Raw genomic sequence first — 23,549 nt, forward strand, 5'->3', positions numbered from 1 at the left:
GACGCCGATCGTTGCGGATGCAACATTGGGGCATGAGCAACGAACGTTCCGAGACCCAGACCCCGGACGACACGGGCCCGGCGGCCGAGAAGCGGCGCAAATCGATCCGGTACAGGCCGGACGTCGATCTCGCTTTGTCGGCCGGTTTCACGGAGGACGAGGTCCGCTTCATGCTGGATCTGCCCGAGGACGGTGAAGCGCGGTAACGCGGACTGGAACCCTCTCGCACGCGCGGCATTGCCTGACACCAAGGCTAAGCAGCCGAACGAACGTGAAAGGTCCGACCATGGCTCTGCTCAAACTCGCCAGCACCGACGGGATCATCGAACTCAGTGACGGAACCCGCTGGCGCATCGTGCCGGGCCAGGGCGATGTCTCCGGCCGGTGGCTGGAAGGCGCCGACATCAATGTCTCGCCCCATCCGGAGCGCGGCGAGGGTCATGCGCATCTGAACAACATCAGCGCGGGCGAGGGCGTCGACGTCACCCCCGAGGCCTGACGCACCGCCTTCGACCGATGACAGAACGGCCGCATCCCGGGATGCGGCCGTTTCTGTGTCCGGATCGGCACGCTGCCGCCTGTGCCGCTCAGCCCAGGTCCTGCGGCAAGGAGGCCTTCAGTTCGGCGATCCAGGCATCCGCCGTTCCGTCGGAGGGTGCGCGCCAGTCGCCGCGCGGCGACAGGCTGCCGCCGGCCGAGACCTTCGGCCCGTTCGGCATGGCCGACCGCTTGAACTGCGACGTCTGGAAGAAGCGGAATAGGAAGCTCTCCAGCCATCTTGCGATCGTCTTGAGGTCGTACTGGTTGCGCGCTTCTTCGGGAAACTCGATCGGCCAGAGGCCCGCATCGGCCTGTTTCCAGGCATGCCAGGCAAGGAACGCCGTCTTTGACGGTGCCCGCCCGTAGCGCATGGTGTGGAACAGGAAGAAATCGTGCAGCTCGTAGGGGCCGATCTTGTCCTGCGTGCTCTGCATGCCGCCCTCGGCATCCGCCGGCACCAGCTCGGGCGAGATCTCGGTGTCGAGGATCGCGGTCAGGAGCTTGCCGGTCTCGGCATCGAACTGCTCGGTGCGCACGACCCAGCGGATCAGATACTGGATCAGCGTCTTCGGCACGCCCGGATTGACCGAATAGTGGCTCATCTGGTCGCCGACGCCATAGGTGCACCAGCCGAGCGCCAGCTCGGACAGGTCGCCCGTGCCGATGACAAAGCCGCTGCGCTGGTTGGCGAGGCGGAAGAGATAGTCGGTGCGCAGGCCCGCCTGCACGTTCTCGAAGGTGACGTCATAGACCGGCTCGCCGCCCGCGAAGGGATGGCCCATGTCGCCGAGCATCTGCCGCGCGGCGGGACGGATGTCGATCTCCTCGCAGCCCGTGCCGAGGGCCTTCATCAGCGCCAGCGCGTTCGCCTTGGTCGCGTCGCCGGTGGCAAAGCCCGGCATGGTGAAGCCGAGAATGGTCGAGCGCGGCAGGCCCATCTGGTCGCAGGCCTTGGCCGCCACGATCAGCGCATGGGTGGAATCCAGCCCGCCGGACACGCCGATGACCATGTGGTCGCCGGGCGTCGCCTCGAAGCGCCGGCGCAGGCCCTCGACCTGGATGTTGAAGGCCTCGTAGCAATCCTGGTGCAGCCGTTCGGGATTGTTTGGCACATAGGGGAAGCGCCGGACCGGGCGGCGCAGGCCGAGATCCTCGAAGGCCGGCTCATGGGCGAAGCGCACCGTCCGGAACGCCGTCTCCGGATGGCCGCGGAGCGCCGCCGCGTCGTTGAAGGTGGGGGTGCGCAACCGTTCCTGGCCGATACGCCCGACATCGACATCGGCGACGATCAGCTGTCCGGCATCGGCAAAGCGTTCGGATTCGGCAAGGAGGTCGCCCAGTTCGTAGATTGAGCCCTGGCCGTCCCAGGCGAGATCGGTGGTGCTCTCGCCGCGTCCGGCGGCCGAATAGACATAGGCGGCGACGCAGCGCATCGACTGCGATGCCGAGAGAAGATGCCGGTCGGCGGACTTGCCGACGACGATGTTGGAGGCCGAGAGATTGCAGAGGATGCGGGCGCCGGCCAGCGCTCCGTCCGTCGAGGGAGGCGTTGGCGCCCAATAATCCTCGCAGATCTCCGTATGGAAGACGAAGCCGGGCAGGTCCGAGGCTTCGAATAGAAGGTCGATGCCGAACGGCGCCTCCTGGCCCGCGACGGTGATGTCGAGGCCGATCATGCCGGCGCCCGAGGCGAACCAGCGCTTTTCGTAATATTCCCGGTAATTGGGCAGGAACAGCTTCGGCACGACGCCCAGAATGCGCCCCCGGGCGATGGCGACTGCACAATTGTAGAGCCGGCCGTTGCGCCGCAGCGGCGCGCCAACGAGCAATACGCTGCGCAGCTCGCGGCTGCGTTCGCAGACGGTGGCGATGGCGGCTTCGACGCCGTCGAGCAGGGCATCCTGCAGATGTAGGTCGTCGATCGCATAGGCGGAGAGGCCGAGCTCCGGGAACACCAGGAGATCGACGCCCTCCTTGTCCGCGTCTTCCGCCGCGCGGATCGTCGCCGCGGCATTGCGGGCCGGATCGGCGATGAAGACACCGGGCGTCGCGACACCGACGCGGACGAAGCCGTGCCGGTGCAGCGCATAGAAGGAACGGTCTCGAAGGCTTTGCAAACTCAATCCATCATCTCCTCGAGCATATCCAGTGCCGTTCGTAAGCAAGCGATGCGGGTCGGTCCACGGCCAATATCGCCAAAATGCTCTTCGCGGTGCCGCGTCTCGCGCCCGCGTCGGGCACAGGCGAAATGCACGAGCCCCGGTTCGTCATCCTCGCCGGCCGGGCCGGCAAAGCCCGTGGTGGAAACAGTGATGTCGGCGAGGGACTTGTCCAGTGCCCCCTCGGCCATGGCCAGAGCGACCGGGCGGCAGACGGCGTTGTTCTCCTCGAGAAGCTGGCGCGGCAGGCCCAGCATCCGGATCTTGGCCTCGTCGGTATAGGTCACGAAGCCGCTGTCGAAGGCCCGCGAGCAGCCCTCCACGTCGGTGAAGACAGAGGCCAAAAGGCCGCCAGTGCAGCTTTCGGCCGTCGCGATCGTCAGGGATCGGTCGCAGGCGCGCTGCAGAAGGGTCTTCACCCGCTCTTCCAGATCGTCGGGCAGGGTCGTCGACAGGACTTCGCTCACGGTTCGGTTCCTTGTTGAGATCGTTGCCGCCGCGGGAGCCGCGGGCGGGAAACATGAACGTGGCCCCAACGCGATCGTTCGCCGATACGGAACCGGCTACCGAGAAAAGCTCGCAGCGATCGAGTCCGGCGGGCCGAAGGTTCCGCCACGCATGGCTCCGCTGCGGGGCTGTCAGCCTTTCGCATTGTCGGCATGCCGGCTGCGGGCAATCGCCTCGATCCGGGCCCGCAGTTTCGGGTGCAGGGACACGAAGCGCGTAAAATCGGTGCGCGCCAGGCGCAGCATCGTGCTGTAGGCGATCGCCGTCACGTCGGCCTGCCGCCGCATGTCGAGGATCAGCGCCATCTCGCCGAAGATGTCGCCGCGACCGAGCCGGACGATATGCGTGCCGGTATCGACCTCCACCGCACCCGACGAGATGAAATAGGCCGCGTCGCCGACTTCGCCGCGCGAGACGATCCGCATGCCGGGCGCGGCCAGGAACGGCGTCATCAACCGTGCCAGGTCGTCGCGCTCGCGGTCGGCAAGCGCTGCGAAGATCTCTGTGCGGTCGATCAGGAGGCGTGTGTCCAGCCCGAGATCCAGTGGCGGGCTGAGCGTCGTCAGGTCGGGGCGCCGCGCGACGCTGCGATACACGTCGCGCTCGATCTCCTTGCTGATGACGCCGGACTGGCGCAGTCGTCGGATCTCGGCGATCTCGATGGCCCGGGCGGCCCGCAGGACGAAGCAGCGTTCGAGTTCGGCGACATAGGCGGGATATTGCAACCGGACCGCGTCGATCTCCCGGTCGATCTGCGCCTGCCGCTCGTCGAGGACTGCCATGACGGCGGCAATCGTCTCCTCGCCGAGGACCGGCTGCAACTCGCTGGTGGCGAATGCGCGCAGCCTGCCCAGCACCAGCGAGATTTCCACCAGCTTCTCGAAGCGCAGGGCCAGGCGTTTCGACAACATCCGGCTGCGACCGAGCCGGCGCTGGATCAGGAACGCCACCCGGTCCGACCACAGGAAGCGTGTCTCCTCGGCATTGGCCGCGCGATAGCCTTCGACGCCGCCATGGCGCGCCATTTCCAGCCGCCGCCGCGTGTCGGAGGTGAGGCGCCGGGCGATCCGCGGCGCCAGCATGCCGTTGGCGAAATGATCGAGGACCATTTCGCGCTCGCGCGCGGTCAGCGAGACGAGGGCGATGGCCGTGCGTCCGTCGAGGGACAGGGTATCCGACGGGCTCGTCGCGGCAGGCTCGGCCGCGGCGACGGCCGTATTGACGCTCTCGGCATCGCCCGGTGCGTCGGTGCCGCCGAAGCGCTGCGCCATCTCGCCGGAAAAGCGCGCAACCCGTGCCGAGGTGACGCTGAGCGCAAGGTCGCGGATCGCCCGGTCGATGCCCGACAGCCGGTCGAGGCCCAGCCCCCGGATCAATGGGCGAAGCGTGGTGCCCTGCACGAACAGTGTCATCAGCGTGTAGCCGGTGGCCAGCGTCACCACGAAGGCGGCGACCGGGCGGGGCACGGCGTCGTTCTCGCTGACCGCAAGCGCCAGGGTCAGGGTCATCGATCCGCGCAGGCCGCCCCACAGCACCACCAGCCGATAGGGCCGGGAGACCTTGGACGACAACCCGTATTGGCTGAGCAGCGGCATGAGACCGAACAGCACCAGGGCCCGGGTCGCCAGCGTCGCGGCGAAGATGACGAGCATCAGGAGGAAGTCGAAGGGCGACAGGTCCGTCATCATCTGCGGCACAAGCAGCGAGGTGAGCACGAAGACCAGAATCGCCGCCCAGGAGGCCAGCTGCTGCCAGGTGTCGTCGAGATGGCGCCAGAGCTCGCGGGTGACCCGCGCCGGCGACAGGCTGGCAAGCGCGACGCCGGCGGTGGCGACGGCGATGATGCCCGAGACCTGCAGCACATGCTCGGCGATCCAGAACGACAGATAGGGCAGGGCGAGGCTGAGCGAGACCGCCGTCACCTGATCGTCGCCGATCAACCGGAGCAGCTGGAGATAGAGACGCGCCATCAGATAGCCGAACAGCCCGCCACCGATCGGCAGCAGCAGAAGGTTCAGGGCGGCGCCGGTCACCGTCACCGAGCCGGGCGCGACGATCGCGGCGGAAAAGATCAGGAACAGCGAGATCGCCAGCGCGTCGTTGAACAGGCTCTCGCCCTCGACCAGGCGGGTCAGCCGGTCCGGCGCGCCGACATCGCGGAAGATGGCGATGACCGCCACGGGATCGGTCGTCGCCACCAAGGAGGCCAGCAGCAGGCAGGCGAGAAGCGGCATGCCGGCGATCGGCCACAGGGCCAGCGCCACACCGAAGGTCGCCGCCAGGACCGCGACGAGGGCGAGGAGGATGATCGGCAGCAGATCCTCGCGGACCCGCTGCATGTCGACCACCAGCGCGCTCTGGAAGATCAGCGTCGGCAGGAGGACATAGAGAAACAGGCTGGAGCCCACCGGCAGGTCGGTGATCAGCGCGGCAAGGTCGACCGGCAGCAGCGTGCCGGGATGATCGAGGGAATAGAGACTGGCAAAGCCGAGGCTGGCGCCGCCCAGCGCCAGGAGGATCGAGACCGGCAGCCGCAGCCGCGTGGCCAGCGGCCGCGCCAGGGCGCCGAAGGCGACGAGCGTGGCGATCAGGACGACGATGTTGGGAATGTTCATGGCGGCGTCATCGGCACATCATGACTCCGCATCCGCCATGGTCTCCGCAAGGCTTCCGGAGCGCAGCGGCGCCTGCAAGCTGCCGGCGCGCGGGTTCCGGCCGGGCGTCGGTCCGGCATTGTTAGCCTAGCCTGTGGGTTTCGTACAGCAAGCCGCCGCTGACCCCATCGACATCGCGGCGCGCTCGCAGCAAAACGGGCGCCAGGACGAAGCGAAAGGATCCGCCGCCCGATGTTCGATCTGATCATCCGCAATGCCCACCTGCCCGACGGCCGCACCGGCGTCGACATCGCCGTGACGGGCGACCGGATTGCCGCCATCGAACCGGCGATCGCCGGCGAGGCGGGCGAGGTGATCGATGCCGGCGGACGGCTGGTGTCGCCGCCCTTCGTCGATCCGCATTTTCACATGGACGCGACCCTGTCGCTGGGCCTGCCGCGGATGAACCGCTCGGGCACGCTTCTGGAGGGCATCACGCTCTGGGGCGAGTTGAAGCCGCTGCTGACCAAGGATGCACTGGTCGAACGGGCGATGCGCTATTGCGACCTCGCGGTCTCGCAGGGCCTTCTGGCGATCCGCAGCCATGTGGACACCTCCGATCCGCGGCTCGTCACCGCCGAGGCGCTTCTGGAGGTGCGCGATCGGGTGAAGCCCTATATCGACCTGCAGCTCGTCGCCTTTCCGCAGGACGGCTATCTGCGCACGCCGGGCGGTGCCGCGTCCCTCGAACGGGCACTGGACATGGGCGTCGACATCGTCGGCGGCATTCCGCATTTCGAACGCACCATGGCCGACGGCACGGAATCGGTCGGCGCGCTCTGCCGCATCGCCGCCGAGCGCGGCCTGCGGGTCGACATGCATTGCGACGAATCCGACGACCCGCTGTCGCGCCATGTCGAGACGCTGGCGGCCGAGACGGTGCGCCATGGCCTTGAGGGGCGTGTCGCCGGCTCGCATCTGACCTCGATGCATTCGATGGACAATTACTACGTGTCCAAGCTGATCGCGCTGATCGCCGAATCCGGGCTGCACGTGATCCCCAATCCGCTGATCAACATCACGCTGCAGGGCCGCCACGACACTTATCCGAAGCGCCGGGGCATGACCCGGGTGCCCGAGCTGATGGCGGCGGGAATCAATGTCGGCTTCGGCCATGACTGCGTGATGGACCCCTGGTACTCGCTCGGCTCGGGCGACATGCTGGAGGTGGCGCATATGGCGGTCCATGTCGGCCAGATGACCTCGCGCGACGCCATCCGTGCCTGCTTCGACGCGGTCACGGTCAATTCTGCGAAGATCATGGGGCTGGAGGGCTACGGGCTGGCGGTCGGCAACCGGGCCGATTGCGTGCTGCTGCAGGCGGCCGACCCGATCGAGGCGATCCGGCTGAAGGCAACCCGGCTTGCCGTGGTGCGCGGCGGCAAGGTGATCGCACGGGCAGAGCCGCGCCTGAGCCAGCTCACGCTGCCGGGCCGTGCCGTGACGGTCGACCCGGCGGCTTATGCGCCGCAGAGCGATTCATCTGTTGGCTGATTGTTTGCTGTGCGGGCTGCGCGGTTGACAAGGAATTGTGCAGGTCGTCAAATCGCGGCCTGTTTCATTCGGGATCGTTGGGGAATTTCATGCTGAAGTCAGGTCGGATCGGTCGGCGCGGTTTTCTGTTGGGCAGCGCCGGTGTCGGCCTCGCACTGAGCATGCCGCGCGCCTTCGCGCAGACGCCGCTGAAGGTGGCGGGCATTCATGCCTCGCCGGTGGAGAATGCTTGGAACTCGCGCCTGCATGCGGCGATGGTCCAGGCCGCCGAGGACGGCGCCATCGAGTATGTGTTCTCCGAAGGCGTCAGCGGCACCGACTACGCCCGCGCCATGCGCGAATATGCCGAGCAGGGCGCCCAGCTAATCGTCGGCGAGGCCTATGCGGTGGAGACCGAGGCACGGCAGGTCGCGGCGGACTATCCCGACACCATGTTCCTGATGGGCTCCAGCGGCGAGCCGACCGGCGACAATTTCGGCACCTTCGGCACCTGGAATCACGAGGGCGCCTATCTCGCCGGCATGCTCGCCGGCAAGATGAGCGAGAGCGGCATCTTCGGCGCGGTTGGGGCGATCCCGATCCCCGAAGTCAACATGCTGATCAATGGCTTCCGGGCCGGCGTTGATTCGGTGCGTCCGGATGCCAAGCACCTGATCGGCTTCATCGGCACCTTCTTCGATCCGCCGAAGGCGCGCGAGGCGGGCCTCGCCCAGATCGACGCCGGCGCCGACATCCTGTTCGGCGAGCGCATCGGCACGGCCGACGCCGCCAAGGAGCGCGGCATCAAGGCGATCGGGTCGTTGACCGACTATACCGAGCGCTACCCCGAGACTGTCTTCGCCAACGCCATGTGGTACTTCCGGCCGATCCTCGACGCGGCCATCGCCGACACCGAGGCCAAGAACGGCACTGGCAAGAACTACACGCCCTACAGCATGATGCAGAAAGGCGGGAACGACATCGTCTTCGCCGAGTCCATGGTCCCGGCCGAGGCGGTCGCGGCGATGGAAGAGCGCCGCGCCGCGATCAAGGCCGGCGAGTTCGAAGTGGTCATCGACTTCGCCGAACCGACCTGATCTGCGAAAACGCATGCCAGCCCGTTCGCCGAACTGCGACGGCCCCGACGATCCGGCCGGTCCCCGCGGTGTTGTCCGCGCGGCCGGCCGGCATCCGTCAGGCGGCCGGTCATTGCGGAACGGCGGGAGTGAGACCGTATGACCGCCGTCCTGTCCCTCGAACACATCACCAAGCGCTTCGGCGACTTCGCGGCCAATGACGACGTCAGCCTGACCCTTCGCCGCGGCGAACTCGTCGCGCTGCTCGGCGAAAACGGCGCCGGCAAGACGACGCTGATGAACATCCTGTTCGGCCACTATGTGCCGGATGCCGGGCGGGTTCTCGTGGCCGGCGAGGAACTGCCGCTTGGCCGGCCGCGCGCCGCCATCGCGGCCGGCGTCGGCATGGTGCATCAGCATTTCACCCTGGCGCCGAATCTCACCGTCCTTGAAAACGTCATGACCGGCACCGAGCCGTTGCTGCGCTGGCGCTCGGGCAAGGCCGCCGCGCGGCGCAAGCTGGCAAGCCTCGCCGAGCGTTTCGGCCTTGTCGTCGACCCGGACAAGCGTGTCGGCGATCTGTCCGTCGGCGAGCAGCAGCGGGTGGAGATCCTGAAGGCGCTCTACAACGACGCGAAGATCCTGATCCTCGACGAGCCGACGGCGGTGCTGACCCGGCCGGAGGCGGAGACCCTCTTCAAGACGCTCAGGGTGATGGCGGCCGAAGGGCTGTCGCTGATCTTCATCTCCCACAAGCTGCACGAGGTCATGGCAGCCGCCGACCGCGTGCTGGTGCTGCGCGCCGGGCGGATGGTCGCCGAGCGGGTCACCGCGGCGACCTCCAAGGAGGAACTGGCCGAGCTGATGGTCGGCCGCCGCGTGACGCGCCCGGTCCGCGCCGCTTCGGTACCGGGCGACACGGTGCTGGCGGCCTGGGACGTCAGCGTTACGGTGGGTGGCGCGAAACGCCTCTCCAATGTCAGCTTTTACCTGCGCGAGCGCGAGACGCTGGGCATCATCGGCGTCTCCGGCAACGGCCAGGCGACGCTCGCCCATCTGGTGTCCGGGCTCGTCGCGCCGGATGCCGGCGGTCTGTCGGTGCTGGGCGAGGAGACGTCCACGCTGTCGCCGCGCGACCTCGTGCGCCGCGGTGTCGGCCGCATTCCCGAGGACCGCAACACCGAAGGCGCCATCGGCGAACTGGCGATCTGGGAGAACGCCATTCTCGAACGTGTGCGCGACGCTCCCTTCTCGAAGGGCGGCTTCGTCCGGCAATCGACGGCGCGCGCCTTTGCCGCCGACGTCATCGACCGTTTCGACATTCGCGGCGGATCGGCCGACAGTCGCACGCGGCTTCTGTCCGGCGGCAACATGCAGAAGCTGATCTTCGGTCGCAACCTGGCTGGGTCCCCCAAGGTTCTCGTCGCGGCCCAGCCCACCCGCGGTCTCGACGAGGGCGCCATCGCGGCCGTCCATGGCGAGATCCTCGCCGCCCGGGACGCAGGAGCGGGTGTTCTGCTGATCTCTGAAGATCTCGACGAAGTCCTGGCGCTGGCCGACCGGGTGCAGGCCATTGTCGGCGGGCGCCTGTCGGAGCCGGTGCCGATCGAATCCCTCGACGCCCGCCGTCTTGGCCTGATGATGGCCGGCGAATGGGCCGTCGCCCCCCATGAGGCCGCCTGATGCGTCTGGAACGTCGGGACAGCCGTCCCGCGACACTGATGGTGGTCGCGCCGATCCTCGCCGTACTGGTCGCGCTCGCGCTGTCCGGCGTGTTGATCGCGCTGGCCGGAGCGCCGGTGCTGGAAGCCTATGCCCGGATCGTGCAGGGGGCCTTCGGCTCGCGCCTCGCGCTGACCGAAACGCTGACGCGCACGACACCGCTGATCCTCACCGGCCTTGCCGTGGCGGTCGCCTTCCGGGCCAAGGTCTGGAACATCGGCGCTGAGGGCCAGCTCTATGTCGGCGCGCTGACCGCGGCCTTCCTCGGCTCGCAGCTGGGTCTGGCCGGCCTCCCCGGTATCGCCCTGATCCCGGCGGTGATGATCGCCGGGGCGCTGGCGGGCATGATGCTGCTCCTCGTGCCGCTCGCGCTCCGGCTGCGCTTCGGCGTCGATGAAGTGGTGACGACGCTGCTCCTCAACTTCGTCGTCCTGCTCTTCGTGTCGATGATGATCGAGGGGCCGATGAAGGACCCGCTGGCCTTCGGCTGGCCGCAATCCGTCCCGGTGGTCACTGACGCCCAATTGCCAAAACTGCTGGAGCGGTCGCGGCTGCATGTCGGCCTGTTGATCGCCGTCGTGGTCGCCATCGTCGTCCATGTCGTCCAGTCGCGCACCGCCTACGGGCTGGAATCGCGGGCGGCCGGGCTGAACCCAGCCGCCGCACGCTTTGCCGGCGTGCCGCTGGGCCGCACGCTGGTCAAGGTCGCCTGCTGGTCGGGCGGGCTCGCCGGGCTCGCCGGGGCGATAGAGGTGATCGGCGTGAAGGGCTACGTCACGACGGACCTGTCGCCCGGCTACGGCTATGCCGGCATCATCGTGGCGATGCTCGCCAATCTTCAGCCGCTGGCCGTGGTCGCCGCTGCGCTCTTTGCGGCGATGATGTTCGTCGGCTCCGACTCCATGAGCCGGGCGCTCGGCGTGCCCAGCTTCATTGCCGACGTGACCGTCGCCCTGTCGCTGCTGACCATGCTGGTTGCGCTGCTCTTCACTGCCTACCGGATCCGCCGATGAGTGCCGCGCTCGACATCTTCGCCTCCGCTGGCATGTGGGAAGCGGTGCTGCGCATCGCGACGCCGCTGATCTTCGGCACGCTCGGCGCGCTCCTGTGCGAGCGCGCCGGCGTGCTCAATCTCGGCATCGAGGGCATCATGAGCTTCGGCGCCATGATCGGCTGGCTGACGGTCTTCGAGGGCGGCAATCTGTGGATGGGCCTGTTCGCGGCGGCGCTGGGCGGCGCGGCCTTCGGCCTGCTGCACGCGCTGATGACGGTGCCGCTGGGCCTGTCGCAGCACGTCACCGGGCTCGGGATCACGCTGCTGGCGTCGAGCCTGAGCTATTTCATCTTCCGGCTGGTCGTGCCGCTGCAGGGCACGCCTCCGACCATCGAGCCGTTCCAGCCGCTGCACGTGCCGGTGCTGTCCGACCTGCCGATCGTCGGCGACGCGCTCTTCACCCAGACCGCGCCCACCTATCTGGCGCTGCTGGTGGCGGCGGTGATGGCCTATGTGCTGGCCCGGACCCCGCTGGGTTTGGCAATCCGCATGACCGGCGAGAATCCCCATGCGGCCGAAGCGCAGGGCGTCGACCCGATCGCAATCCGCATCGGCGCGGTGGTGGCCGGCAGCGCCCTGATGGGCGTCGGCGGCGCATTCCTCACCCTGTCGGCCTTCAACAGCTTCTTCCCGACCATGATCCAGGGACGCGGCTGGATCTGCATCGCGCTTGTCGTCTTCGCCACCTGGAGGCCGGGACGGGCCCTGCTGGGCGCCATCCTCTTCGCCCTGTTCGACGCCTACCAGCTGCGGCTGCAGACCGAGTTCGGCAAGGCGATCCCGTATCAGATGTTCCTGATGATGCCGTACCTGCTGTCGATCGTCGCGCTGGTGGTGATGGCGCGGCGCGCTCGGGTGCCACAGGCGCTGATGCAGCCCTATCGGCGCGGCGAACGCTGAAGGCCGGCAAGGGGATCGTCAGCCGGCGATCCCGAGCAGCCGCAGCGTCGCCTGGTCCTCGCGGCCGTTGCAGAACAAAGCGAGGGCGTCCCGGAAGACGGACGGGTCGTCGCCCGCCGCATGGGCGAACAGGGTCATCGACGAGCCGAACTTCATGTCGTCGGGCGCGCCGAAGATCGCGCCGAGTGACCGGTCGCCATGCGCCAGAACCGCCTTGGTGCAGTCGACGAGCCGGGGCCCCAGCACGGGATGGTGGAGATAGGCGCGGGCCTGCTCGAGCGACGCGATGCCGAAATGCCGGGCCATGTCGGAATGGCCGAGACCCTGCAATTGCGGAAACACGAACCACATCCAGTGACTGCGTTTGCGCCCTGCCTGCAATTCGCCGAGCGCTTGCGCGTAGACCGGTGCCTGCGCGGCCACGAAGCGCTCCAGATCGTAAGGGTCGTCTTCCGTCACATCGTCACTCCTTCGGCCGGCGTTTCGAAGAACGCGTTGCACGCCGTTTGGTGCCCGCCTCCGCGTCGGTGATCTCGATCCAGACCGGCGCGTGGTCGCTGGCCTTCTCCCAGCCGCGCACATCGCGGTCGACGCCGGCGGCCAGCAATCGTGGGGCGAGGTTGGGGCTCAGCAGCAGATGGTCCAGCCGCAGCCCGGCATCGCGGCCCCAGGCGTTCCGCAGATAGTCCCAGAAGGTATAGATGGTGGCCTCCGGCTGCAGGCTGCGGATCGCGTCGGTCCAGCCGGCGTCGAGAAGGCGGTGGAACGCTTCGCGCACCTCCGGCCGGAACAGCGCGTCGTCCACCCAGCGCTCCGGCTTGTAGACGTCCAGCTCGGTCGGGATGACGTTGTAGTCACCGGCCAGCACCACCGGTGCGCCGGTCGCCACGAGCTCGGCGGCATGGCCTGCGAAGCGTTCCAGCCAGCGCAGCTTGTAGTCGAATTTCGGGCCCGGCGCCGGGTTGCCGTTGGGCAGATACAGGCAGCCGATCAGAACGCCTTTCACCGCCGCTTCCAGATAGCGGCTCTGATGGTCGTCGTCGTCGCCGGGCAGGCCGCGCCGCGTCTCGAGCGGGTCGGTGCCGCGGGCGAGGATCGCGACGCCGTTCCAGCTCTTCTGCCCATGCCAGATCGCGCCGTAGCCGGCCTCGCGGATGGCGTCGATCGGAAACTTCTCGTCCGGCGCCTTCAGCTCCTGCAGGCAGACCGCGTCGGGTTCGGCCTCGGCGAGCCAGCGCAGCAGCACGGGCAGGCGGCCATTGACCCCGTTGATGTTGAAACTGGCGATCTTCATCCGCCAGACCTGGCGTCATGCCGCTTGATTTCGAGAGGCATGAGGCGCCGAATTGCGAGCGGGCGCGGACGTGTTCAGGGCCTTGACCTCGATCAAGGCGGGGACTGCGTCCGGCCGGCACTCTGACGGCATGTCGAACGCCGTCGCGATCGCAACTCGGGCAAAGGGTCATCCCATGCACAAATCCCCCATCGCGGACCTGGCGGTCTATCTCGACGGGTCGCCGTCGGACGAAGTCGCCATCGACTATGCCGAAACGATCGCCAGCGCATTCGGCGCCCATCTCGAATGCATGCTCGCCAACCATATCCACATCACCGGCGTGCCGGCGGGGCCGGGCTCCGACATGCTGGTGGCCGAGCTCTTCAAGGTCGGCAAGGACACTGGCGATGCCGCCGAGCAGAAGCTGCGCCAGCGACTGGATCGTGTCGCAGTCCCCTATGGCCTGCGGCGCTCGGACGGCAGCTTCGGTCATCTGTCGGCCGCTGCCGAACGGCTTGCCGGCACGACGGATCTGTTCGTGCTGGTCCAGCAGAGCGGCAAGCATGCCCTGAGCGGCCAGGTGGTCGAGGCGATCCTCTTCAATGCCCGTGCGGCGGCGCTGGTCGTGCCGCCCGCGCCCAAGCGCAGCTTCGCCGCACCGGAGACGGTCGTCGTCGGCTGGCGGGATTCGCCCGAATGCGCCCATGCGGTGGCAGCGGCGCTGCCCTTCCTCAAGCAGGCCAAGCTCGTCGTTCTGGCGAGTGTCGTCGAGGATGGCGCGACCGAGCAGCGGCATCTGGAGCCGATGGCCGACATGGCCCGCCATCTCGATCGCCACGGCGTGACGGTGGAGACCCGCGAACTGCCGAACTGGCGCCATCCCGCCGATGCCCTGATGAAGGAGGCGGAGAGCCTCGCCGCAGACCTGATCGTCGTCGGCGCCTATGGCCATTCCCGCCTGCGCGAGATGCTGCTGGGCGGCGTGACGCGCGAGCTCCTGAGCCGCTGCGACGTCCCGCTGCTCCTGTCACGCTGACGATCCTTCCGGAGACGCGCGATGCATTACGGTCATCTGGAATACAGCATCGAGCCGTGCGGCGAGGGCTGGCAGGTCAGTTTCTGCCATTCGCCCCACGGCCGGTTCCACCGTCGGCTGGATGCCCTGCGCTCGGCCTTCGCCGACGCCGAGCGCGTGACGCGGCTCGGACAGGCTGTGAGGCTGAAGGTCGAGCGGCCGCGCCACGCGGCAGGTCTGCCCGCCCGGATCGTGACCCCGTCGCCGGCTGCGGCCGGCCCCGGTCGCGCCATGGGCTGACCGCCCGGCAGGCGGTTTCGTCCGACACACGCAGTTCCCGTAACGAATGCAAGGTTGAGACCGATGGCCATGATGAAAGCGGCGATCTTCGTCGAACCGAACCGGATCGTGCTGGATGAGAAGCCGATTCCCGACGTCGGCCCCCTCGACGCGCTGGTGCGGATCACCACGACGACGATCTGCGGCACCGACGTGCATATCCTCAAGGGCGAATATCCGGTCGAGCGCGGGCTGACGATCGGCCACGAGCCGGTGGGGGTGATCGAGAAGCTCGGTTCCGCCGTGCAGGGCTACCGCGAGGGCCAGCGGGTCATCGCCGGGGCGATCTCGCCCAGTGGCTACAGCAATGCCTGCCTGTGCGGCTGCCATTCGCAGGATGGTCCCGGCACCAGGCACGGTTTCCAGCCGATGGGCGGCTGGCGCTTCGGCAACACCATCGACGGGGCCCAGGCCGAATATCTGCTGGTGCCCGACGCCATGGTCAATCTGGCGCCGATCCCGGACGGGCTCACCGACGAGCAGGTCCTGATGTGTCCCGACATCATGTCGACGGGTTTTTCCGGCGCCGAAAGCGGGACCGTGCGGATCGGCGACACCGTCGCGGTGTTCGCCCAGGGACCGATCGGCCTCTGCGCCACGGCCGGCGCGCGGCTGATGGGCGCCACCACGATCATCGGGGTAGACTCCGTGCCCGAGCGCATGGAGATCGCCCGCAAGATGGGCGCCGACCACGTCGTCGACTTCACCAAGGGAGATGTTGTCGCCGAGATCATGCGCCTGACCGATGGCCGCGGCGTCGACGTGTCGATCGAGGCGCTTGGCCGGCAGGAGACCTTCGAGGCCGCCCTGCGGGTTCTGCGCCCGGGTGGCACCTTGTCTTCGCTCGGCGTCTATTCCAACGATCTCACCATCCCGCTCGACGCCTTCAGCGCCGGCATCGGCGACAACAAGATCGTCACCACCCTATGCCCGGGCGGCAAGGAGCGCATGCGCCGGCTGATGGATGTCATCGCGTCGCAGCGCCTCGACACGACGCCCCTGGTGACCCATCGTTACAAGCTCGACGAGATCGAGGAAGCCTACGATCTCTTCTCGCATCAGCGCGACGGTGTCCTGAAGGTCGCCATCCAGCCTTAGAAGCGGTGGCTCCGGCATGGTATGTTCCTCGCCGTTGACGCGAGTTTGGCGGCACAGGGACGGACGATCATGACCCAGACCCGAGGCGCGCGAACGGCCGGCGCCGCATGAGCATCCGCAATTTCGACGCGCTGTTCGCGCCGCGTTCGATCGCGCTGATCGGCGCCAGCAACGAGCCGGGATCGGTCGGCTCGGTGCTGGTCGACAATCTGGTCTCCGGCGGCTTTGCCGGCCGTATCATGCTGGTCAATCCGCATGCGCGCGAGATCCACGGCCGGCAATGCCATCGCTCGGTGGAGACGCTGCCCGAGGTGCCGGACCTCGCCGTGATCGCCACGCCGGCGCGCACGGTGCCCGGCATCATCGCGGCGCTGGGCAAGCGCGGTTGCTGCGCCGCCATCGTCATTTCGGCCGGCCTCGGCGAGACGGTGGATGGCGCCACCCTGCGCCAGCAGGTGCTGGACGCCGCGCGCCCCCATCTCATGCGGATCGTCGGGCCGAACTGCCTTGGCCTGATCTCGCCGGCCGCGGGTATCAACGCCAGCTTCGCCCATCTCATGCCGCGGGCCGGCGACATCGCGCTGGTCAGCCAGTCCGGTGCCATGCTGACCTCAGTCATCGACTGGGCCGACGAGCGCCGCATCGGCTTCTCCCATCTCCTGTCCGTCGGCGACATGTCCGACGTCGATTTCGGCGACATGCTGGACTATCTGGCGACCGACCGGACGACCCGCTCGATCCTGCTCTATGTCGAGAACGTCACCGAGGCGCAGAAATTCCTGTCGGCGGCGCGGCTGGCGGCCCGCTCCATGCCGGTGCTGGTGATCAAGGCCGGGCGCAGCGCGGCGGGCGCGCGGGCCGCGCAATCCCACACCGGCGCACTGGCCGGTTCGGACGTCGTCTACGACGCCGCGTTCCGACGCGCCGGCATCCTGCGGGTGCGCGAGATCGAGGAATTGTTCGAAGCCGCGGCGACGCTGGCCAGCGGGGTCCGCATCTCCGGCGACCGGCTGACCATCCTCACCAATGGCGGCGGCGCCGGCGTCCTGGCCGTCGATGCGCTGGAATCCGACGGTGGGCGGCTGGCCAGACTCAGCGACGCCGGCATCGCCGCACTCGACGGCGTGCTGCCGTCGACCTGGTCGCGCGCCAACCCGGTGGACATCATCGGCGACGCCACGCCCGAGCGCTACGGCGCCGCGCTCGACATCCTGATGAAGGAGCGCGAGAGCGACGCGATCCTCGTCATCAATTGCCCGACCGCCGTTGCCGACGGTATGGAGGCCGGCCGCCGGGTCGCCGCGATCGCCAAGCGGCGTCCGCGGTTTCCCGTACTCACCAACTGGCTCGGCGGCACCTCCGCGGCCCCGGTGCGCGACCTCTTCGCTGCCGAGAAGGTTGCGACCTTCGACAGCCCCGAAAAGGCGATCCGCGCCTTCACCCATCTTGTCGAATACAAACGCAATCAGGAGCTTCTTCTCGAAACGCCGTCGGCCGGCGTTGCCATCGGCCACGAGGATATCGCGAGCGCGCAGGCGCTGATCGAGACCGTCCGCCAGGATGGCCGGACGATCCTGAGCGAGTACGAAGCCAAGCGGCTGCTGGCGACCTTCGGAATCCCGACCGTGACCACTCGCATGGCGAGCGATGTGGACGGCGCCGTCGCCTGTTTCGAGGCGGTCGGGGCCCCAGCCGTCCTGAAGATCGTTTCGGCCGAGATCTCCCACAAATCCGATGCCGGCGGGGTGCGTCTGAATATCGGCTCGGCTGAGGAGATGCGCGAGAGCGCCGAGGCGATGCTGGTGGCGGTGCGAGCATACGCCCCGCGTGCGCGTATCGACGGCTTCACCGTTCAGCCGATGATCGTGCGCGACGGCGCCTACGAGCTGATCGCCGGCATCGCGCCGGACCCGACCTTCGGCCCGGTGATCCTGTTCGGCCGAGGCGGCAAGGCGGCGGAGGTGATCGGCGATCGCGCCATCGGCCTGCCGCCGCTCAATTCCGTCCTGGCGCGTGAGATGATCCGCGCCACGCGGATCTCCAAGCTGCTGGCAGGGTATCGCGATGTGGCGCCGGTCGCCTTCGATGCCCTGGCCGATGTTCTGGTGCGCCTGTCCGAACTGGCGGTGCATCTACCGGATGTCGCCGAACTCGACATCAATCCGCTGCTCGCCGACGCCGAGGGTGTCCTGGCACTCGACGCCCGCATCTCGCTGCATGCGGCGGGCACAGCGCGGGTGGCGCCATCGATCCGGCCCTATCCGCGCGAGCTGGAACGCGCCGTCGAACTGCGCAATGGCGAACGCTTCGTGCTGCGGCCCATCCGGCCGGAGGACGAGGAACCGCTGGTCGAGATGGTGGCGCGCTGTACGCAGGAGGATCTGCGGCTGCGCTTCATGGCCCCGATGAAGGCGCTGCCGCACCAGACCGCCGCACGGTTCTCGCAGATCGACTACCACCGCGAGATGGCGCTGGTCGCGGTCGAGCCGGGCAGTGCCTACGGGCAGGGGCCGATCTACGGTGTCGCACGCCTCGTCTCCGACCCGGAGAACGAGGCGGCCGAATTCGCCGTTTTGGTGCGCTCGGACATGAAGGGGCGGGGGCTCGGCTACCGGCTCCTGTCGGAGATCCTCGCCTATGGCCGCAAGCGCGGCCTGCACCGCGTCTATGGCGAGGTGCTGCGCGAGAACGTCACCATGTTGCAGATGGCCCGCGATCTCGGTTTCCGCGCCGACCGGACGGAGGACTTCTCCGAGACCGCGCATGTCACCATCGAATTCGACAGGAGCGCCGACGCTTGAGGCGAGCGCTGCCGGGGGCGCCGGCCGCCGCCCGTTTTATGGCTAGTCCTGGATGCTCTCGATATAGGCGATGATCGCCCGGGCCTGTCCGGGGCCGAAGATGAACTCCGGCATGTCGGGATGCCCGGTCCACAGGCCTTCCACCAGCGCCTCCTCGAGGCTGGCGATGGGATAGCTCTGCGAGAGCGTGCGGAACGCCGGTGCCTGCGGATGCGGGCTGGTGCCGGTCCGCGCGATGGCGTGGCAACGGGCGCAGTTGGTTTCGAGGAAACGCTGGCCGTTGGCGATCTGTGCGAGGTCCTGTGCCTTGGCTGCGGATGGCAGCAGGGCAAGGCCCGCCACCGCCATGGCCATCAGTGCCAGCCGTCCCCGCATGGATGTCGATCGCGTCATCGTCGTCTCCCGGTGTGTACCTGTCGCGGCATCCCACCACCGCGCGGGCCGCCCCGCCTTGACGCCGATCAATGCGGGGCGATCTGATCCGGGCGAGGCAACGGCGCACGCAGCCGGATCGGCTGCCGGAAAGGCGGGGCGTCATGCACGAAGCCGACGACGCGATTCTCGAATGCATCCGCTCTAAGCTCTTCGCCGGCGTTCCGGCCGAACGGATCGAGACCGTCACCACCCATATCTCCATCGTGCTGCTGGGTGGTGAGACGGCCGTGAAGCTCAAGCGTCCGGTCAGGCGACCCTATGTGGACTTTTCCACGCCCGCCCTGCGACTCGCAGCCTGCGAACGCGAACTGGACCTCAACCGACGCACGGCACCGCAGCTCTACTGCGCCGTTTGCAGGATCACGCGGGAGCCCGGCGGCGGTCTCGTCCTCGATGGCGGCGGCGAGCTCGTCGACGCGGTCGTCGATATGCGCCGCTTCGACGCGGACGGACTTTTCGACCGGCGCGCCATGGAAGGCACGCTGACCGGTCCGCTGATGGATCGCCTCGCCCGGACCATCGCGGCGTTCCACGAGACGATCCCGCCCGACCCCGCGCCGCACGGCGCCACGCGGATGGCAGCGGTCCTCGACATCAACGAGGCAGCGTTCGCCGCGACCGATCTGTTCGGCGCCGAGGAGACCGCAAGCTTTAATCATCGGTTTCGCCAGGCGCTGGCGCGGCTCGGGCCGCTTCTGGACGAGCGCGCGAGGGCCGGCCGGGTGCGCCGGTGCCACGGCGATCTGCATCTGCGCAACATCTGCACCGTCGACGACGAACCGGTGCTGTTCGACTGCCTGGAATTCGACGAGGCACTGGGGACCACCGACACCCTGTACGATCTGGCGTTCCTGTTGATGGATCTCTGGCATCGCGGGCTGGAGGAGTTCGCCAATCGCGTTCTCAACCGCTATCTCGACGTGACCGCGGACGAGGGCGGTCTGCCGGCGCTGCCCTTCTTCATGGCGGTTCGCGCTGCGGTCAGGGCCCATGTCGGGGCCGCCCAGCTTACGGATGCCGGGCCGCAGGCCAGCGATATCCGCGCCGAGGCCCAGCGCTATTTCGCCCTGGCGCTCGACCTTCTCGAACCCAGGCCGGCCCGGCTGATCGCCGTCGGCGGCCTGTCCGGCTCCGGCAAGTCGACCGTCGCCGCCGCTCTGGCGCCGCGCATCGGCCCGGCGCCGGGCGCGCGCACGCTGTCCAGCGATCGCATTCGCAAGCGCCTCAGCGGCGTGTCGGCCGAAACCCGGCTGGAGGCCGACGCCTATACAGCGGCCATGACCGAGCGGGTCTATGCGGCCAAGGCGGCAGAGGCCAAGCGGATCCTGAGGCTGGGTCACGGCGTCGTCGCGGACGCGACCTTCGAGCGCGCCGCCGACCGCAGCCGCATCGCCGCAACCGCACGCGACGCGGGCGCCGATTTCCAGGGCCTATGGCTCGATGTCGATCCGGCCGAGATGCTGCGCCGGGTGGCGGCGCGCCGGAACGATCCTTCCGACGCCACGACCGCGGTCGTGAGGCAGCAACTCGCCCGCGATCCCGGCGACATCGACTGGGAGCGGATCGATGGGGACGGCGAACCGGAGCCGGTTGCGGAGGCTGCCCGCCGCGCCGTCGACGTGCGGGCGCAACGGATGGAGCGCAGCCGACCGGGGCGAGACGCGCGTGACATATTGCCGGATTAGCCTCGGCACCGACCGGCGGGTCGCCGATCGTTGAAGCGGTGCGGTGATCTATGCCGATCGGTCCCGCGCTTGACGCCGATCAATGTCGGGTCCGCGATCGCGGCTAGGCTGGACGGATCGAAGGAGATCCCCGATGACGACCACGCCGCAAGACTTTCCCGCCTCGTTCCGCCACGTCCGGCTGGAACTTGCCCGCGAGAAGGACCATCCCGGCGGCGACAGCCGCTACGGCTATGACCTTCTGGTGCCGCTCGACACCGAGAGCCGGATCGATCCGGCGGAATGGAAGCCGAATCAGGCAGCCTGCCGCGTGCGCCACTTCCAGGACGGCGAGACCGACCGGATCGGGCGGCTGCGGCGCAAGCCCGGCGGCACCTGGTATTTCGACTACGAGGCCGGGCCGGCCGATGACGAGATCGGTTTTCACTTCGATCAGGAACGCTTCGTGCCGGGGGAATACGTCTCGATCCGGCGTGGCGCCGAGACCCATACCTATCAGGTCGTGAAGGTCGGGCCGATCTGAGCGGTCCTGCCGCGTCCTGGCCCCTCGACCGCATGGAGCGATGCGATGACCGTCCCGAACACGACACCCGACACGATGGCCTGGCTGACGCCGTCCGAGCTCATGTTCCTGCAGATGCAGGGCTGGCAGACCGCGATGATGGTCGGCGTGCATGCCGCGCAGGCGGCCGCGCGGCTGTCGGCAGAGATGCTGGAGATCGCCGGCCGGCGCTGTCTTGCCGACGGCCGGGCGATGCGCGCTCTGTCCGCATGTAAGGGACCGGACGATGCCCTGCGGATCCAGCACGACTGGCTGGCCGCGGCCGCAGCCGACTATGCGCAGATGGAGACGAGCCTTCCGCGTCTGGAGGCGAGCCTGGTGGACGAGGTTTCCGAACCGCTGGTCACCGCATGGATCCGTTCGGACGATCCAGCGGAATAGCGCGACGGACTTCGGACCGGCAGCAGGCAGTCCGGACAGCGAAAGCCCGCCATTGCCAGTTAAAGCAAAGCCGTCGTCCTGAGGATCAGGGCGACGGCTTTGGTCTGTCGGAGGGGTCTGCTGCCGACCTCTTCTGCGTCGTGGATTCGTGACGGATCGGCGGTCCTACGCCGCGTGGCGCGACGCGATCGTCTCGATCTCCTCGCGGCTGACACGGTCGTGCGACATCAGGATCTGGACGATCGGGTCGTCGAGCATCTCCGCCAGCATCGGTTCGCCTTTCCAGCCGTCGAGCCAGCGATTGCGGCCCGTTACGGTGTCGGTGCCCGGCACGGCGCGGTTGGCGGAAACGTCCTGAAACTGTCGATGCCTGCTCATCGCGAAAGTCCTTTTTCACGAAACGTCGAAGGCAGCATAGACGAACCACGCTGCCACGAATTGATATGTGTCATCGGGGGACAAATGCCAGCATTCGCTGACAGGGATATGTCAGCCGGGACCCGGTCTCATTTCGCGCTCACGATGTCGTCGAGATCGTCCATGCTGGTTTCGTCGCTGAGGAACAGCGCGACGGGGCGCAGGCGCGGAAGATGGGCGCAGGTCACGATGATGCCGATCGTGACCGGCACCGCCAGAAGCGCCCCGGCGACACCCCAGACCCAGCCCCAGACCAGCAGAACCAGCAGGATGACCAGCGGCGACACCGACAATTGCTTCCCCTGCACCCGCGGGTCGACGTAATTGCCCATGATCTGCTCGATCACGAGAATGCCGATGCCGACGATCACCGCGGTGCGGAAATCCTGCTGCACATAGACATGGACGACCGGCAGCGCGCCGGCGACGAGCGAGCCGAGGGTCGGCACGAAGTTCAAAAGGAACGCCAGGATCGCCCAGACCAGCAGAAGCTCGACGCCGAAGAACCAGAGCCATGCGGCGTAGAGCCCGGCGGTCAGCAGTCCCAGCACGACGCGGATGAGGAGATAGCGGCGGAGCTGGCGCGCGATGACGTCCAGCGATTCGAACACGCCGCTGCGCTGGTCGGGACCGACGACCGCACACACCTTGGCGCGCCAGTTGGGCGCTTCGATCAGCATCAGGAGGGTGAAGAAGAAGATCAGCACCATGGCCGCCAGCGCCGAACCGGCGGAGCTCAGGACCGAACTGGCGTAGCTCGACGCATATTCGGCGATCCTGCTGCCGAGCTGGCCGCCGGCGCCGCGAAACTGGTCCGTCACGCTGGCATAGACGTCCGACGAGCCGGAGGTTCCGTCCGATCCGGTCGCGCCGGCGGCGTTCTCGCCGCCGCCCGCCGAGGCGCCTTGCGCCCCCTCGGCATTCCCCGACGAGCCGGACGCGATCATCGGCGCCAGCTCCTCGATCTTCTGGGAGACCTGCGGAAAGGCGTCCGAGATCCGCTGCGCCGACAGCCAGATGCCCCCGAGGAAGACGAACAGGATGACGATGATCAGCCCCATCGCGGCCACATGGCCGAGCCAGCCGAACCTGCGGGGCATGCGCCGCTTGACCATGCTGTCCACCGGCGCCACGACGAGGGCGATCAGGATCGAGAAGATGAAGGGCACAACGACCGAGCTCATCGCCTGCAGCGCCCAGCCCACCAGGATCAAGGTGATGACCGACAGCAGGCCGATGGCGATGGTTTGCCAGGGGAGGCGCGAGACCTTCGAGACACGTTCGGCACGTGCCGCCCCTTCGTCGTCCGAATGGGGGGTAGGGGTGGTGGCGGACCCGGCCATCCTGTCTCCTGTCGCATCTGTGGTCTGCGGTCGGACCGACGCCGGGACAGCTGCCTCACGGCCGCGTGAGCGCGGTCATGCACCCAATGGCCGAGAGCGCGGTGCGTTCCAT

General features: G+C 68.0%; 22 protein-coding genes. 14 read left to right on the forward strand and 8 right to left on the reverse strand.

From position 1 onward, the window contains the following. Positions 1-32 precede the first annotated feature (32 nt). Together H536_RS24440 and H536_RS0114535 are read left to right on the forward strand one after the other, a co-directional pair. Entirely contained in the window at positions 33-206 is a 174-nt protein-coding gene (locus tag H536_RS24440) for a hypothetical protein (RefSeq protein WP_155898502.1), read from the forward strand. Between the two features lie 80 nt (positions 207-286). Continuing rightward, positions 287-499 (forward strand): hypothetical protein, encoded by a 213-nt coding sequence (locus H536_RS0114535; RefSeq protein WP_024351172.1) that lies wholly within the window; start codon positions 287-289, stop codon positions 497-499. Positions 500-587: 88 nt separating this feature from the next. Here the strand turns inward: H536_RS0114535 and H536_RS0114540 are convergent, their stop codons facing one another. The 3 genes from H536_RS0114540 to H536_RS0114550 all read right to left on the reverse strand — a co-directional run bounded on the left by H536_RS0114540 (position 588) and on the right by H536_RS0114550 (position 5,821). Next, a complete protein-coding gene (locus H536_RS0114540) occupies positions 588-2,663 on the reverse strand; it encodes an NAD(+) synthase (RefSeq protein ID WP_024351173.1) in 2,076 nt (691 codons plus the stop codon). Then, a complete protein-coding gene (locus H536_RS0114545) occupies positions 2,660-3,166 on the reverse strand; it encodes a CinA family protein (protein WP_024351174.1) in 507 nt (168 codons plus the stop codon). Before H536_RS0114545 ends, H536_RS0114540 begins: the two co-directional genes overlap by 4 nt. Before the next feature lie 171 nt (positions 3,167-3,337). Continuing rightward, on the reverse strand, positions 3,338-5,821 hold the full coding sequence (locus H536_RS0114550) for a cation:proton antiporter domain-containing protein (RefSeq protein ID WP_024351175.1): 2,484 nt from the start codon (positions 5,819-5,821) through the stop codon (positions 3,338-3,340). A 231-nt stretch (positions 5,822-6,052) separates the two neighbouring features. On the opposite strand from H536_RS0114550, the gene H536_RS0114555 reads away from it, so the two are divergent. The 5 genes from H536_RS0114555 to H536_RS0114575 all read left to right on the forward strand — a co-directional run bounded on the left by H536_RS0114555 (position 6,053) and on the right by H536_RS0114575 (position 12,085). Next, positions 6,053-7,354 carry an amidohydrolase family protein gene (locus H536_RS0114555; RefSeq protein WP_024351176.1) on the forward strand — a complete coding sequence of 434 codons (1,302 nt, stop codon included), beginning with the start codon at positions 6,053-6,055 and terminating at the stop codon, positions 7,352-7,354. Between the two features lie 89 nt (positions 7,355-7,443). Next, positions 7,444-8,430: a BMP family protein gene (locus tag H536_RS0114560; RefSeq protein ID WP_024351177.1), complete on the forward strand. Its 987-nt coding sequence runs from the start codon at positions 7,444-7,446 to the stop codon at positions 8,428-8,430. Positions 8,431-8,568: 138 nt separating this feature from the next. Then, entirely contained in the window at positions 8,569-10,092 is a 1,524-nt protein-coding gene (locus tag H536_RS0114565; protein WP_024351178.1) for an ABC transporter ATP-binding protein, read from the forward strand. Beyond that, positions 10,092-11,144, forward strand: coding sequence for an ABC transporter permease (locus H536_RS0114570; protein ID WP_024351179.1), 1,053 nt, complete (start codon positions 10,092-10,094; stop codon positions 11,142-11,144). Before H536_RS0114565 ends, H536_RS0114570 begins: the two co-directional genes overlap by 1 nt. Next, complete coding sequence (locus tag H536_RS0114575; protein ID WP_024351180.1) at positions 11,141-12,085, forward strand: ABC transporter permease; 945 nt, start codon at positions 11,141-11,143, stop codon at positions 12,083-12,085. Before H536_RS0114570 ends, H536_RS0114575 begins: the two co-directional genes overlap by 4 nt. Before the next feature lie 18 nt (positions 12,086-12,103). On the opposite strand, the gene H536_RS0114580 is transcribed toward H536_RS0114575, so the two are convergent. Both H536_RS0114580 and xth read right to left on the reverse strand, forming a co-directional pair. Next, entirely contained in the window at positions 12,104-12,544 is a 441-nt protein-coding gene (locus H536_RS0114580; RefSeq protein ID WP_024351181.1) for a DUF1810 domain-containing protein, read from the reverse strand. Positions 12,545-12,548: 4 nt separating this feature from the next. Then, positions 12,549-13,379 carry an exodeoxyribonuclease III gene (xth, locus tag H536_RS0114585; protein WP_024351182.1) on the reverse strand — a complete coding sequence of 277 codons (831 nt, stop codon included), beginning with the start codon at positions 13,377-13,379 and terminating at the stop codon, positions 12,549-12,551. 175 nt (positions 13,380-13,554) lie between these two features. On the opposite strand from xth, the gene H536_RS0114590 reads away from it, so the two are divergent. The 4 genes from H536_RS0114590 (at position 13,555) to H536_RS0114605 (ending at position 18,614) form a co-directional block, all read left to right on the forward strand. Further along, on the forward strand, positions 13,555-14,397 hold the full coding sequence (locus H536_RS0114590) for a universal stress protein (RefSeq protein ID WP_024351183.1): 843 nt from the start codon (positions 13,555-13,557) through the stop codon (positions 14,395-14,397). 21 nt (positions 14,398-14,418) lie between these two features. Then, a complete protein-coding gene (locus tag H536_RS0114595) occupies positions 14,419-14,676 on the forward strand; it encodes a hypothetical protein (RefSeq protein ID WP_024351184.1) in 258 nt (85 codons plus the stop codon). Positions 14,677-14,739: 63 nt separating this feature from the next. Then, on the forward strand, positions 14,740-15,813 hold the full coding sequence (locus H536_RS0114600; RefSeq protein WP_024351185.1) for an NAD(P)-dependent alcohol dehydrogenase: 1,074 nt from the start codon (positions 14,740-14,742) through the stop codon (positions 15,811-15,813). Positions 15,814-15,920: 107 nt separating this feature from the next. Next, a complete protein-coding gene (locus H536_RS0114605) occupies positions 15,921-18,614 on the forward strand; it encodes a bifunctional acetate--CoA ligase family protein/GNAT family N-acetyltransferase (protein ID WP_024351186.1) in 2,694 nt (897 codons plus the stop codon). 42 nt (positions 18,615-18,656) lie between these two features. Here H536_RS0114605 and H536_RS0114610 read toward each other — a convergent pair whose 3' ends face one another. Then, positions 18,657-19,007 carry a c-type cytochrome gene (locus H536_RS0114610; protein WP_081651935.1) on the reverse strand — a complete coding sequence of 117 codons (351 nt, stop codon included), beginning with the start codon at positions 19,005-19,007 and terminating at the stop codon, positions 18,657-18,659. A 143-nt stretch (positions 19,008-19,150) separates the two neighbouring features. Between H536_RS0114610 and H536_RS0114615 the strand changes: the two genes are divergently transcribed. The 3 genes from H536_RS0114615 (at position 19,151) to H536_RS0114625 (ending at position 21,677) form a co-directional block, all read left to right on the forward strand. Further along, positions 19,151-20,734, forward strand: a complete 1,584-nt coding sequence (locus H536_RS0114615) for a bifunctional aminoglycoside phosphotransferase/ATP-binding protein (protein ID WP_024351188.1) — start codon at positions 19,151-19,153, stop codon at positions 20,732-20,734. Between the two features lie 133 nt (positions 20,735-20,867). Further along, positions 20,868-21,257, forward strand: coding sequence for a hypothetical protein (locus H536_RS0114620; RefSeq protein WP_024351189.1), 390 nt, complete (start codon positions 20,868-20,870; stop codon positions 21,255-21,257). Positions 21,258-21,302: 45 nt separating this feature from the next. Further along, entirely contained in the window at positions 21,303-21,677 is a 375-nt protein-coding gene (locus H536_RS0114625) for a hypothetical protein (protein WP_024351190.1), read from the forward strand. A gap of 165 nt (positions 21,678-21,842) precedes the next feature. Here the strand turns inward: H536_RS0114625 and H536_RS0114630 are convergent, their stop codons facing one another. Together H536_RS0114630 and H536_RS0114635 are read right to left on the reverse strand one after the other, a co-directional pair. Beyond that, a complete protein-coding gene (locus H536_RS0114630; RefSeq protein WP_024351191.1) occupies positions 21,843-22,055 on the reverse strand; it encodes a hypothetical protein in 213 nt (70 codons plus the stop codon). A 128-nt stretch (positions 22,056-22,183) separates the two neighbouring features. Beyond that, positions 22,184-23,437 carry an AI-2E family transporter gene (locus H536_RS0114635; protein ID WP_024351192.1) on the reverse strand — a complete coding sequence of 418 codons (1,254 nt, stop codon included), beginning with the start codon at positions 23,435-23,437 and terminating at the stop codon, positions 22,184-22,186. Positions 23,438-23,549: the final 112 nt, after the last annotated feature.

Source organism: Aurantimonas coralicida DSM 14790 (assembly GCF_000421645.1).
In the GTDB taxonomy this organism is placed as follows: Bacteria; Pseudomonadota; Alphaproteobacteria; order Rhizobiales; family Rhizobiaceae; genus Aurantimonas; species Aurantimonas coralicida.

Excerpts from the sequence above, each read along its gene's own strand:
- H536_RS24440 (WP_155898502.1), top strand. The coding sequence starts at position 33 with ATGAGCAACGAACGTTCCGAGACCCAGACCCCGGACGACACGGGCCCG.
- H536_RS0114535 (WP_024351172.1), top strand. The coding sequence starts at position 287 with ATGGCTCTGCTCAAACTCGCCAGCACCGACGGGATCATCGAACTCAGT.
- H536_RS0114550 (WP_024351175.1), bottom strand. The coding sequence starts at position 5,821 with ATGAACATTCCCAACATCGTCGTCCTGATCGCCACGCTCGTCGCCTTC.
- H536_RS0114555 (WP_024351176.1), top strand. The coding sequence starts at position 6,053 with ATGTTCGATCTGATCATCCGCAATGCCCACCTGCCCGACGGCCGCACC.
- H536_RS0114560 (WP_024351177.1), top strand. The coding sequence starts at position 7,444 with ATGCTGAAGTCAGGTCGGATCGGTCGGCGCGGTTTTCTGTTGGGCAGC.
- H536_RS0114565 (WP_024351178.1), top strand. The coding sequence starts at position 8,569 with ATGACCGCCGTCCTGTCCCTCGAACACATCACCAAGCGCTTCGGCGAC.
- H536_RS0114570 (WP_024351179.1), top strand. The coding sequence starts at position 10,092 with ATGCGTCTGGAACGTCGGGACAGCCGTCCCGCGACACTGATGGTGGTC.
- H536_RS0114575 (WP_024351180.1), top strand. The coding sequence starts at position 11,141 with ATGAGTGCCGCGCTCGACATCTTCGCCTCCGCTGGCATGTGGGAAGCG.
- xth (WP_024351182.1), bottom strand. The coding sequence starts at position 13,379 with ATGAAGATCGCCAGTTTCAACATCAACGGGGTCAATGGCCGCCTGCCC.
- H536_RS0114590 (WP_024351183.1), top strand. The coding sequence starts at position 13,555 with ATGCACAAATCCCCCATCGCGGACCTGGCGGTCTATCTCGACGGGTCG.
- H536_RS0114595 (WP_024351184.1), top strand. The coding sequence starts at position 14,419 with ATGCATTACGGTCATCTGGAATACAGCATCGAGCCGTGCGGCGAGGGC.
- H536_RS0114600 (WP_024351185.1), top strand. The coding sequence starts at position 14,740 with ATGGCCATGATGAAAGCGGCGATCTTCGTCGAACCGAACCGGATCGTG.
- H536_RS0114605 (WP_024351186.1), top strand. The coding sequence starts at position 15,921 with ATGAGCATCCGCAATTTCGACGCGCTGTTCGCGCCGCGTTCGATCGCG.
- H536_RS0114610 (WP_081651935.1), bottom strand. The coding sequence starts at position 19,007 with ATGACGCGATCGACATCCATGCGGGGACGGCTGGCACTGATGGCCATG.
- H536_RS0114615 (WP_024351188.1), top strand. The coding sequence starts at position 19,151 with ATGCACGAAGCCGACGACGCGATTCTCGAATGCATCCGCTCTAAGCTC.
- H536_RS0114620 (WP_024351189.1), top strand. The coding sequence starts at position 20,868 with ATGACGACCACGCCGCAAGACTTTCCCGCCTCGTTCCGCCACGTCCGG.
- H536_RS0114625 (WP_024351190.1), top strand. The coding sequence starts at position 21,303 with ATGACCGTCCCGAACACGACACCCGACACGATGGCCTGGCTGACGCCG.
- H536_RS0114630 (WP_024351191.1), bottom strand. The coding sequence starts at position 22,055 with ATGAGCAGGCATCGACAGTTTCAGGACGTTTCCGCCAACCGCGCCGTG.
- H536_RS0114635 (WP_024351192.1), bottom strand. The coding sequence starts at position 23,437 with ATGGCCGGGTCCGCCACCACCCCTACCCCCCATTCGGACGACGAAGGG.